The 12,429-nt window shown below is 50.2% G+C and carries 10 protein-coding genes; 6 read left to right on the plus strand and 4 right to left on the minus strand.

What is annotated here, in order from left to right; genetic code table 11:
* Positions 1–54 precede the first annotated feature (54 nt).
* Positions 55–501 carry a YcgN family cysteine cluster protein gene (locus tag A7Z29_RS01390; RefSeq protein WP_024165127.1) on the plus strand — a complete coding sequence of 149 codons (447 nt, stop codon included), beginning with the start codon at positions 55–57 and terminating at the stop codon, positions 499–501.
* A gap of 513 nt (positions 502–1,014) precedes the next feature.
* Here the strand turns inward: A7Z29_RS01390 and znuB are convergent.
* Both znuB and znuC read right to left on the minus strand, forming a co-directional pair.
* Positions 1,015–1,800, minus strand: a complete 786-nt coding sequence (znuB, locus tag A7Z29_RS01395; RefSeq protein ID WP_000571472.1) for a zinc ABC transporter permease subunit ZnuB — start codon at positions 1,798–1,800, stop codon at positions 1,015–1,017.
* Positions 1,797–2,552: a zinc ABC transporter ATP-binding protein ZnuC gene (gene znuC / locus A7Z29_RS01400; RefSeq protein WP_000202981.1), complete on the minus strand. Its 756-nt coding sequence runs from the start codon at positions 2,550–2,552 to the stop codon at positions 1,797–1,799. Before znuC ends, znuB begins: the two co-directional genes overlap by 4 nt.
* A gap of 78 nt (positions 2,553–2,630) precedes the next feature.
* Here znuC and znuA point away from each other — a divergent pair, with 78 nt between their 5' ends.
* From znuA to lpxM, 3 genes are all read left to right on the plus strand, one after another.
* Entirely contained in the window at positions 2,631–3,563 is a 933-nt protein-coding gene (znuA, locus tag A7Z29_RS01405; RefSeq protein WP_105289764.1) for a zinc ABC transporter substrate-binding protein ZnuA, read from the plus strand.
* 15 nt (positions 3,564–3,578) lie between these two features.
* On the plus strand, positions 3,579–4,901 hold the full coding sequence (gene mepM, locus A7Z29_RS01410) for a murein DD-endopeptidase MepM (protein WP_001184035.1): 1,323 nt from the start codon (positions 3,579–3,581) through the stop codon (positions 4,899–4,901).
* Positions 4,902–5,019: 118 nt separating this feature from the next.
* Positions 5,020–5,991, plus strand: a complete 972-nt coding sequence (gene lpxM, locus A7Z29_RS01415; RefSeq protein ID WP_010357026.1) for a lauroyl-Kdo(2)-lipid IV(A) myristoyltransferase — start codon at positions 5,020–5,022, stop codon at positions 5,989–5,991.
* A gap of 131 nt (positions 5,992–6,122) precedes the next feature.
* On the opposite strand, the gene pyk is transcribed toward lpxM, so the two are convergent.
* A complete protein-coding gene (gene pyk, locus A7Z29_RS01420) occupies positions 6,123–7,565 on the minus strand; it encodes a pyruvate kinase (protein WP_000091159.1) in 1,443 nt (480 codons plus the stop codon).
* Between the two features lie 126 nt (positions 7,566–7,691).
* Entirely contained in the window at positions 7,692–8,561 is an 870-nt protein-coding gene (gene hexR, locus A7Z29_RS01425) for a DNA-binding transcriptional regulator HexR (RefSeq protein ID WP_001056684.1), read from the minus strand.
* Between the two features lie 337 nt (positions 8,562–8,898).
* On the opposite strand from hexR, the gene zwf reads away from it, so the two are divergent.
* A complete protein-coding gene (zwf, locus tag A7Z29_RS01435) occupies positions 8,899–10,374 on the plus strand; it encodes a glucose-6-phosphate dehydrogenase (RefSeq protein ID WP_000301727.1) in 1,476 nt (491 codons plus the stop codon).
* 234 nt (positions 10,375–10,608) lie between these two features.
* Complete coding sequence (gene edd / locus A7Z29_RS01440; protein WP_001069467.1) at positions 10,609–12,420, plus strand: phosphogluconate dehydratase; 1,812 nt, start codon at positions 10,609–10,611, stop codon at positions 12,418–12,420.
* Positions 12,421–12,429: the final 9 nt, after the last annotated feature.

Consider the following 12,429-nt stretch of genomic DNA (forward strand, 5'->3'; position numbering starts at 1 on the left):
TCGCTATGCCAGACTGGTTATAAGGTGCGTTTTAACGTAATGGCGGAACACCTGATGAGCGATATACCTTTCTGGCAAAGTAAAACCCTTGATGAAATGAGCGATGCAGAATGGGAGTCGTTGTGTGATGGTTGTGGTCAGTGCTGCCTGCATAAACTGATGGATGAAGACACCGACGAAATCTACTTCACTAACGTCGCTTGCCGTCAGCTTAATATTAAAACCTGTCAATGTCGGAACTACGAACGCCGCTTCGAGTTTGAACCTGACTGCATCAAATTAACCCGCGAAAACCTGCCAACATTCGAATGGCTACCGATGACCTGTGCATATCGATTGCTGGCGGAAGGGAAGGCATTGCCAGAGTGGCATCCGCTGATGACTGGTTCGAAAGCGGCAATGCACGGTGAGCGAATCTCTGTACGTCATATTGCGGTGAAAGAATCAGAAGTGATCGACTGGCAGGATCATATACTCAATAAACCGGACTGGGCGCAGTGAGCATTTGAAACAGAAGGGATTACTTTCTCGTTTTGAACGGGGCACTGTTGGTGCATCAGAACTGAAATTTACATTCAGAATTGCCAGGGGATTGTCATTATTATCTGCCCCCAATGCGAACAGAAAAATGCCCCTCTGTGCAGTAATGAAGATTGGATTTACTCCTGCACTTAATGCCCTGCGAGCAAATGTGCTGCAATTCATACGCTGTACGAACTTATACTGATACTCCTATTTCTCGGTGCTACATTCCTGTATTTATTGCCAGTTTCCAGAGACTGCTTATCTGCTCACTCACGTTTTTTCGAGAGAACGATAATATTTTTCGTGGGGAAATAACTGCAAAGGAGAATTCTTAATATCGTCGTTTAATTTGTCGAATGCGGACATGGATTTTATGCAGACCATATAAACATTCTCTGGTCGCTTGTTCTTAACAGAATGTTTTTTGCTGATACTCGCAATGTGGTGACCTGGTCGATGAAACTGGCACTGTATAGTGCCAGTCGCAACTTAGTTGGCTTGCTTTTTCATCATACTGATAATAAACAACAGCGCCGCACACAGCACCACCGACGGGCCTGCTGGCGTATCGTAAAACGCGGAAAAGGTTAAACCACCAGTTACGGCAATCATCCCCACCAAAACAGCGACACCAGCCATCTGCTCCGGCGTGCGGGCAAAACGACGTGCAGTAGCCGCAGGAATAATCAGCAGCGAGGTAATAATCAACGCGCCGACAAATTTCATTGCCACGCCAATCGTCAATGCCGTCACCAGCATCAACAATAATTTTACGCGCTGTAATTTCACGCCATCGACAAACGCCAGATCCGGGCTAATCGTCATCGACAGTAAATTGCGCCATTGCCAGAACAGAATTGCCACCACGATGACCACGCCAATCGCAATGGAGATAAGATCTTCCGGCGTCACTGCCAGCAAATCACCAAACAGGTATGCCATCAAGTCAACGCGAATGTTAGACATCAGGCTGACGACGACCAGACCCAGCGACAAAGCACTGTGCGCCATAATTCCCAATAATGTATCGATCGCCAGTTGTGGGCGCTTTTCCAGCCATACCAGACCGCCCGCCAGCAGCAGCGTAACCGCAATCACTGCATAGAAAGGATTCACATCCAGTAGCAGGCCAAACGCGACGCCAAGTAAAGATGCATGTGCCAGCGTGTCGCCGAAATAAGACATACGACGCCAGACAACAAACGAACCCAGCGGACCTGCGGCACAGGCCAGCATGATCCCGGCTAACCAACCAGGAAATAATAATTCAATCATGAGCGATCATTTCCCCGACGCAGAATAATCCGCCCCTGTAAATCATGGCGGTGATTATGATGATGGCGATAGATACCTAGTTGCTCAGCACCGCGAGGTCCAAACATCGAAATAAATTCTGGATGCAGGGAAACGACTTCCGGTGTGCCGGAACAACAGATGTGGTGATTGAGGCAAAGTACTTCATCGGTTTTTGCCATCACCAGATGCAGATCGTGAGAAACCATTAATACGCCACAATCCAGTTCGCGGCGCAGTTGATCAATCAGGTCGTACAACGCAACCTGACCATTTACATCCACGCCTTGAGTGGGTTCATCCAGCACTAATAATTGCGGTTGATTTAACAACGCGCGCGCCAGCAGTACACGCTGCGTTTCGCCGCCAGAGAGCTTTTGCATTGGCGCGTCAATCAGATGCCCGGCCTGAACGCGTTTCAGTGCGGGCAGAATGTCTTCTTTATATGTACCGGGGCGTAAGCGTAAAAAACGGTTTACGGTCAGTGGCAACGTGGTGTCGAGATAGAGCTTTTGCGGCACGTAGCCGATACGCAGTTTTCCGTGGCGCTTGATAACACCTTCATCTGGTGTTACCAGCCCGAGCACAACCCGCACCAGCGTCGACTTACCTGCGCCGTTCGGCCCAAGTAAGGTCAAAATTTTTCCAGGTTTAAGTTCCAGCGACACATCAGAGAGGACGCGGCGTTGGCCAAAAGAAACCGAGACATTTTCCAGGGAAACCAGACTTGTCATGTTAATTTTAGTCTTGCAGTAGTCATGAAATGTTATAATATCACACTTCTTGTATTCATTACGATGATTGGTCGCATTATGTTACATAAAAAAACGCTTCTTTTCGCAGCATTATCCGCCGCTCTCTGGGGTGGTGCAACACAGGCGGCAGATGCCGCCGTTGTTGCTTCGCTTAAACCTATTGGATTCATCGCTTCCGCCATTGCTGATGGGGTAACAGAGACTGAAGTATTACTGCCTGATGGTGCTTCTGAACACGATTATTCACTGCGTCCATCGGATGTAAAACGCTTACAGAACGCGGACTTAGTCGTCTGGGTTGGCCCGGAGATGGAAGCGTTTATGCAAAAGCCGGTGAGCAAATTACCTGAGGCGAAACAGGTAACGATTGCACAGCTTGAGAATGTAAAACCGATGCTGATGAAAAGTATTCACGGCGATGATGATGATCATAACCACGCGGAAAAAAGTGACGAAGATCACCATCACGGCGATTTCAACATGCATCTTTGGCTCTCCCCAGAGATAGCGCGGGCTACAGCGGTTGCAATCCATGGAAAATTAGTGGAACTTATGCCGCAAAGTCGAGCCAAACTTGACGCCAACCTGAAGGATTTTGAGGCACAATTAGTTGCAACCGATAAACAGGTTGGTAATGAGCTCGCGCCGCTCAAGGGAAAAGGTTATTTCGTTTTTCATGATGCTTACGGCTACTTCGAAAAACAATTCGGACTGACACCGCTTGGTCATTTTACCGTTAACCCAGAGATTCAACCGGGCGCGCAGCGTTTACATGAAATAAGAACACAGTTGGTTGAGCAAAAAGCAACCTGCGTTTTTGCTGAACCACAGTTCAGGCCAGCGGTCGTTGAAAGCGTCGCACGAGGGACATCCGTTCGTATGGGAACGTTGGATCCCCTTGGGACGAATATCAAACTGGGTAAAACAAGCTATTCAGAATTTCTGAATCAATTAGCCAACCAGTACGCGAGTTGCCTGAAAGGAGATTAATGAGGAAGTGATTACGTGCAACAGATAGCCCGCTCTGTCGCCCTGGCGTTTAATAATTTACCGCGACCACACCGCGTTATGTTGGGGTCGCTCACCGTTCTTACTCTGGCCGTCGCTGTCTGGCGGCCCTATGTTTACCACCGCGACGCCACGCCAATTGTTAAAACCATTGAGCTGGAACAAAACGAAATCCGTTCACTCTTACCTGAAGCCAGTGAACCGATTGATCAAGCCGCACAAGAAGATGAAGCCATTCCGCAAGATGAACTGGACGACAAGATCGCCGGAGAAGCGGGTGTGCATGAATATGTTGTTTCCACAGGCGATACGCTAAGTAGCATCCTCAATCAATATGGTATTGATATGGGTGATATCACCCAACTGGCTGCTGCGGATAAAGATCTGCGTAACCTGAAAATTGGTCAACAACTCACCTGGACATTAACCGCAGAGGGCGATTTACAACGTCTGACCTGGGAAGTTTCTCGTCGGGAAACGCGTACCTATGACCGCACTGCAGCAAACGGTTTTAAAATGACCAGCGAAATGCAGCAAGGGGAGTGGGTTAATAATCTACTGAAAGGCACTGTAGGGTCGAGCTTTGTTGCCAGCGCCAGAAGTGCTGGTTTAACCAGTGCTGAAGTGAGCGCAGTGATTAAAGCGTTACAGTGGCAGATGGACTTTCGGAAGGTTAAAAAAGGCGATGAATTTGCGGTATTAATGTCACGTGAAATGCTTGATGGCAAACGTGAGCAAAGCCAGTTACTGGGCGTACGTTTGCGTTCTGAAGGTAAAGATTACTACGCTATCCGTGCCGAAGATGGCAAGTTCTATGATCGTAACGGTACTGGTCTGGCGAAAGGATTCTTGCGATTCCCGACGGCGAAGCAGTTCCGTATCTCGTCTAACTTTAACCCGCGTCGTCTGAACCCGGTCACAGGTCGCGTTGCGCCGCACAGAGGGGTTGATTTCGCGATGCCACAGGGTACGCCGGTACTTTCGGTGGGTGACGGTGAAGTGGTTGTAGCCAAACGCAGTGGCGCCGCAGGTTATTATGTTGCGATCCGTCATGGCCGCACCTATACCACGCGTTATATGCACCTGCGCAAGATTCTGGTGAAACCGGGGCAGAAGGTAAAACGAGGCGATCGTATCGCGCTTTCCGGTAACACCGGGCGTTCAACCGGGCCGCATTTGCACTATGAAGTATGGATCAACCAGCAGGCCGTAAACCCGCTGACGGCGAAACTGCCGCGTACCGAAGGGCTGACTGGCTCCGATCGCAGTGAGTTCCTGGCGCAGGCCAAAGAGATTGTGCCGCAGCTACAGTTTGATTAATTAACACCCATTCGCAGCCGGTACGCAGTCAGTACCGGCTTTTTTATTTGGTGCGGGGCAAGTTGCGCCGCTACACTATCAGCAGATTGATATTTGCCTTATCCGAAACTGGAAAAGCATGGAAACGAAAAAAAATAATAGTGAATACATTCCTGAGTTTGATAAATCCTTTCGCCATCCGCGTTACTGGGGAGCCTGGTTGGGTGTGGCGGCGATGGCCGGCATTGCCTTAACGCCTCCGAAATTCCGCGATCCCATTCTGGCGCGGCTGGGACGTTTTGCCGGACGATTGGGTAAAAGCTCACGTCGTCGTGCGTTAATCAATCTGTCTCTTTGCTTTCCAGAACGTAGCGAAGCTGAACGCGAAGCGATTGTGGATGAGATGTTTGCCACAGCGCCGCAGGCGATGGCGATGATGGCAGAACTGGCGATACGCGGGCCGGAAAAAATTCAGCCGCGCGTAGACTGGCAGGGACTGGAAATCATCGAAGAGATGCGGCGTAACGACGAGAAAGTGATCTTTCTGGTGCCGCACGGCTGGGCGGTAGATATCCCCGCGATGCTGATGGCCTCGCAAGGGCAGAAAATGGCGGCGATGTTCCATAATCAGGGCAACCCGGTTTTTGATTATGTCTGGAACACCGTGCGTCGTCGTTTTGGTGGTCGTCTACATGCGAGGAATGACGGCATAAAACCGTTCATCCAGTCGGTTCGTCAGGGGTACTGGGGCTATTATTTGCCCGATCAGGATCATGGCCCGGAGCACAGTGAATTTGTTGATTTCTTTGCAACTTATAAAGCGACGCTGCCCGCGATTGGTCGTCTGATGAAAGTGTGTCGTGCGCGTGTCGTACCGTTGTTTCCGATTTATGACGGCAAGACGCACCGCCTGACAATTCAGGTTCGTCCGCCGATGGATGACTTGTCAGAGGCAGATGACCATACCATTGCACGGCGGATGAATGAAGAAGTCGAGATTTTTGTTGGTCCGCGACCAGAGCAATACACCTGGATTTTAAAATTGCTCAAGACTCGCAAACCGGGCGAAATTCAGCCTTATAAACGCAAAGATCTTTATCCCATCAAATAGAAAAAGCCTCTCACAAAGAGAGGCTTTCGTCTGATGATAAATTCAAGTTTGCTTCAGAAGATTTGAAATCTGTCGAATTATCATTGAATTGCAGGCCGGATAAGGCGTTTTCACCGCATCCGGCAACGTACTTACTCTACGGTTAAAATACGCGTGGTGTTGGTAGAACCCACGGTACTCATCACATCGCCCTGGGTGACAATTACCAGGTCACCAGACATCAGGTAGCCTTTATCGCGCAGCAGATTTACCGCTTCGTTGGCTGCAACCACGCCATCATTCGCGCTGTCAAAATAGACCGGCGTTACACCACGATAAAGCGCAGTCAGGTTCAGGGTGCGCTCATGGCGAGACATTGCGAAAATCGGCAGTCCGGAGCTGATACGGGAAGTCATCAGCGCGGTACGACCTGACTCGGTCATGGTGATGATAGCGGTAACACCTTTCAGGTGGTTAGCCGCATACATCGCGGACATGGCGATAGCTTCTTCCACATTGTCGAACTGAACGTCCAGACGATGTTTAGACACGTTGATGCTTGGGATTTTTTCCGCACCCAGGCAAACACGCGCCATGGCTGCAACGGTTTCTGACGGATACTGACCCGCAGCGGTTTCTGCAGACAACATTACTGCGTCAGTACCATCCAGCACGGCGTTTGCCACGTCCATAACTTCTGCACGAGTCGGCATTGGGTTGGTAATCATTGACTCCATCATCTGGGTCGCAGTGATTACCGCGCGGTTCAGCTGACGCGCGCGACGAATCAACGCTTTCTGAATGCCGACCAGTTCAGGATCGCCAATTTCTACGCCGAGGTCGCCACGTGCAACCATCACCACGTCAGAGGCGAGAATAATGTCGTCCATCGCATCCTGGCTGCAAACGGCTTCTGCGCGTTCAACCTTGGCGACAATTTTCGCATCACAACCAGCGTCGCGCGCCAGACGGCGTGCATAGTTCAGGTCTTCGCCGCAGCGTGGGAAGGAGACCGCCAGGTAATCCACGCCAATCAGCGCCGCAGTCTGGATATCTGCTTTATCTTTCTCGGTCAGGGCTTCAGCCGACAGGCCGCCGCCGAGTTTGTTGATCCCTTTATTGTTGGAGAGCGGGCCGCCGACGGTCACTTCGGTGAACACTTTCATGCCCTGAACTTCCAGCACTTTTAACTGAACGCGACCGTCGTCCAGCAGCAAGATGTCGCCAGGCACGACGTCAGCAGGCAATCCTTTATAGTCGATGCCGACTTTTTCTTTATCGCCTTCACCTTTCCCCAGGTTGGCGTCCAGCAGGAATTTATCCCCAATATTGAGGAATACCTTACCTTCTTTAAAGGTAGATACACGAATCTTTGGCCCCTGAAGGTCACCCAGAATAGCCACATGACGCCCCAGTTTTGCGGCAATTTCACGAACTTTATCCGCGCGCATTTTGTGATCTTCAGGCGAGCCATGAGAAAAGTTCATACGTACAACGTTCGCGCCGGCAGCGATAACTTTTTCAAGGTTATTATCGCGATCAGTAGCAGGGCCTAACGTGGTAACGATTTTGGTTCTGCGAAGCCTTCTGGACATGTAATACTCCGTTGACTGAAACAACAAGGTGTTGCTTGAACATGAAATCCGAATGAAATAAAGCCATTGTGGCGATAAATTAATCTCATTCGGATGTCGTATAAGATTAGAACAATGGCAATCGTTTTAACGATCGTCACTTAAATTAAGTAACTGCTTATCAAAACGCGATTCCTTAAGAGCTTCCTTGACCCGCTTCAAGTTATCTCTGAATTTTGCGCCGCGTCGCAAAGTAAATCCTGTTGCCAGCACATCTATCACGGTCAACTGGGCAAGTCGAGAGACCATGGGCATATAAATGTCAGTATCTTCCGGTACGTCGAGGGTAATTGCCAGTGTCGCTTCTTGGGCGAGTGGTGTACCAGCAGAGGTGAGGGCGATCACCATTGCGTCGTTTTCCCGCGCCAGTTGCGCCAGTTCAACCAGATTTTTGGTTCTGCCGGTATGGGAAATCAACACAACGACGTCTCCATCGCTACAGTTCATACAACTCATTCGCTGCAGTACGATATCGTCCGAGTAGATCACCGGAACATTGAAGCGAAAAAACTTATTCATTGCATCGTGGGCAACAGCGGCAGAAGAACCTAACCCGAAAAAGGCAATTTTTTTCGCCTGGGTGAGGAGATCAACAGCGCGATTGACGGCGGACTTATCCAGCGAGTGGCGGACGTGATCGAGAGTAGCCATTGCCGACTCAAATATTTTCCCTGTGTATGATTCAACGCTGTCATCTTCACTGACGTTGCGATTAACATAGGGTGTGCCATTAGCCAGACTTTGCGCCAGATGCAGTTTAAAATCAGGAAAACCGCGTGTGTCCATGCTGCGACAGAAACGATTGACCGTCGGTTCGCTAACATTGGCTTCCAGTGCCAGAGCAGCAATACTCGAATGGATCGCGTTGTCGGGCGAGACAAGAATGACCTCGGCAACTTTGCGTTCTGATTTGCTCAGATGTTCCAGTTTAGACTGGATTTTTTCCAGCATATTCATGATGTAAAGAGACTCACGGGTAATGACGATTTCCGCACGGAAAGAAATCGAAATGCAGTTTTGTCAGATATTACGCCTGTGCGCTGTGTTAATGACAAAAGCAGATAAAAAAGTTGTTATTTTTTTTCATAACATGATCAGTGTCAGATTTTTACCCAAAGGAAAACGATGGTTTTTTTATCAGTTTTGCCGCACTTTACGCGCTTTTGCCGTAATCGCACGGGTGGATAAGCGTTTACAGTTTTCGCAAGCTCGTAAAAGCAGTACAGTGCACCGTAAGAAAATTACAAGTATACCCAGGCTTAAGTACCGGGTTAGTTAACTTAAGGAGAATGACATGGCGGTAACGCAAACAGCCCAGGCCTGTGACCTGGTCATTTTCGGCGCGAAAGGCGACCTTGCGCGTCGTAAATTGCTGCCTTCCCTGTATCAACTGGAAAAAGCCGGTCAGCTCAACCCGGACACCCGGATTATCGGCGTAGGGCGTGCTGACTGGGATAAAGCGGCATATACCAAAGTTGTCCGCGAGGCGCTCGAAACTTTCATGAAAGAAACCATTGATGAAGGTTTATGGGACACCCTGAGTGCACGTCTGGATTTTTGTAATCTCGATGTCAATGACACTGCTGCATTCAGCCGTCTCGGCGCGATGCTGGATCAAAAAAATCGTATCACCATTAACTACTTTGCCATGCCGCCCAGCACTTTTGGCGCAATTTGCAAAGGGCTTGGCGAGGCAAAACTGAATGCTAAACCGGCACGCGTAGTCATGGAGAAACCGCTGGGGACGTCGCTGGCGACCTCGCAGGAAATCAACGATCAGGTTGGCGAATACTTCGAGGAGTGCCAGGTTTACCGTATCGACCACTATCTTGGTAAAGAAACGGTGCTGAACCTGTTGGCGCTGCGTTTTGCTAACTCTCTGTTTGTAAACAACTGGGACAATCGCACCATTGATCATGTTGAGATTACGGTGGCAGAAGAAGTGGGGATCGAAGGGCGCTGGGGCTATTTTGATAAAGCCGGTCAGATGCGCGACATGATCCAGAACCACCTGCTACAAATTCTCTGCATGATTGCGATGTCTCCGCCGTCTGACCTGAGCGCAGACAGCATCCGTGATGAAAAAGTCAAAGTACTGAAGTCTCTGCGCCGCATTGATCGCTCTAACGTGCGTGAAAAGACGGTGCGTGGGCAGTACACCGCAGGTTTTGCACAGGGCAAAAAAGTGCCGGGTTATCTGGAAGAAGAGGGCGCGAACAAAAGCAGTAACACGGAAACCTTCGTGGCGATCCGCGTCGACATCGATAACTGGCGCTGGGCTGGCGTACCGTTCTACCTGCGTACCGGTAAACGTCTGCCGACTAAATGCTCTGAAGTGGTGGTCTATTTCAAAACGCCAGAACTGAATCTGTTTAAAGAGTCGTGGCAGGATCTGCCGCAGAATAAACTGACTATCCGTCTGCAACCTGATGAAGGCGTGGATATCCAGGTACTGAATAAAGTTCCTGGCCTTGACCACAAACATAACCTGCAAATCACCAAGCTGGATCTGAGCTATTCAGAAACCTTTAATCAGACGCATCTGGCAGATGCCTATGAACGTCTGCTGCTGGAAACCATGCGTGGTATTCAGGCATTGTTTGTACGTCGCGATGAAGTGGAAGAAGCCTGGAAATGGGTAGACTCCATTACTGAGGCGTGGGCGATGGACAATGATGCGCCGAAACCGTATCAGGCCGGAACCTGGGGACCTGTTGCCTCGGTGGCGATGATTACTCGTGACGGTCGTTCCTGGAATGAGTTTGAGTAATATCTCGACTTATCCTTACGGGTTATTTTACCGGTAACATGATCTTGCACAGATTGTAGAGTAATTTTTACACTTTTGAGCCTCGTGTGGATTCACCCACGAGGCTTTTTTTATTACACTGACTGAAACGTTTCTGCCCTATGAGCTCCGGTTACAGGCGTTTCAGTCATAATTTTCCTGAATGAAACGCGTTGTGAATCATCCTGCTCTGACAACTCAATTTCAGGAGCCTTTATGAATCCACAATTGTTACGCGTAACAAATCGAATCATTGAACGTTCGCGCGAGACTCGCTCTGCATACCTCGCCCGGATCGAACAAGCGAAAACTTCGACCGTTCATCGTTCGCAGTTGGCATGTGGTAACCTGGCACACGGTTTCGCTGCCTGCCAGCCAGAAGACAAAGCCTCTCTGAAAAGCATGTTGCGTAACAATATCGCTATCATCACCTCCTACAACGACATGCTCTCTGCCCACCAGCCTTATGAACACTACCCGGAGATTATTCGTAAAGCACTGCATGAAGCCAACGCGGTCGGTCAGGTTGCTGGTGGTGTTCCGGCTATGTGCGATGGTGTAACCCAGGGGCAGGACGGCATGGAACTGTCGCTGCTAAGCCGCGAAGTGATTGCAATGTCTGCGGCGGTGGGGCTGTCCCATAATATGTTTGATGGCGCGCTGTTCCTCGGCGTGTGCGACAAGATTGTCCCTGGGCTTACGATGGCTGCTTTGTCGTTCGGTCATCTGCCTGCGGTATTTGTGCCATCAGGTCCAATGGCAAGCGGGTTGCCAAATAAAGAAAAAGTGCGTATTCGCCAGCTTTATGCCGAAGGCAAAGTGGATCGTATGGCACTGCTGGAGTCAGAAGCTGCATCTTATCATGCGCCGGGTACATGTACTTTCTACGGTACTGCCAACACCAACCAGATGGTGGTGGAGTTTATGGGGATGCAGTTGCCGGGCTCTTCTTTTGTTCATCCGGACTCCCCGTTACGTGATGCATTAACCGCAGCCGCAGCGCGCCAGGTTACACGCATGACTGGCAACGGTAATGAATGGATGCCGATCGGTAAGATGATCGACGAAAAAGTGGTGGTGAACGGCATCGTGGCACTGCTGGCGACCGGCGGCTCCACTAACCACACAATGCACCTGGTGGCGATGGCGCGTGCGGCGGGTATTCAGATTAACTGGGATGATTTCTCTGATCTTTCTGATGTCGTACCGCTGATGGCGCGTCTCTACCCGAACGGTCCGGCCGATATTAACCATTTCCAGGCAGCGGGTGGCGTACCAGTGCTGGTGCGTGAACTGCTCAAGGCGGGCCTGCTGCATGAAGATGTCAACACGGTAGCGGGTTTTGGCCTTTCGCGTTATACCCTCGAACCGTGGCTGAATAACGGTGAGCTGGACTGGCGCGAGGGCGCAGAAAAATCGCTCGACAGCAATGTGATTGCTTCCTTCGAGCAGCCTTTCTCTCATCATGGCGGGACAAAAGTGTTAAGCGGTAACCTGGGCCGTGCGGTTATGAAGACCTCCGCCGTACCGGTAGAAAACCAGGTGATTGAAGCGCCTGCGGTTGTTTTTGAAAGCCAACATGACGTTATGCCTGCCTTTGAAGCGGGTTTGCTGGATCGCGATTGTGTGGTTGTTGTCCGTCATCAGGGGCCAAAAGCGAACGGAATGCCAGAATTACATAAACTCATGCCGCCACTTGGTGTATTATTGGACCGGTGTTTCAAAATTGCGTTAGTTACTGATGGACGACTCTCCGGTGCTTCAGGTAAAGTGCCGTCAGCTATCCACGTAACACCAGAAGCCTATGATGGCGGGCTGCTGGCAAAAGTGCGCGACGGGGACATCATTCGTGTGAATGGACAGACAGGCGAACTGACGCTGCTGGTAGACGAAGCGGAACTGGCTGCTCGCGAACCGCACATTCCTGACCTGAGCGCGTCACGCGTGGGAACAGGACGTGAATTATTCAGCGCCTTGCGTGAAAAACTGTCCGGTGCCGAACAGGGCGCAACCTGTATCACTTTTTAAGATGACAAA

The organism is Escherichia sp. MOD1-EC6842 (assembly GCF_002965705.1).
Taxonomy (GTDB): domain Bacteria; phylum Pseudomonadota; class Gammaproteobacteria; order Enterobacterales; family Enterobacteriaceae; genus Escherichia; species Escherichia ruysiae.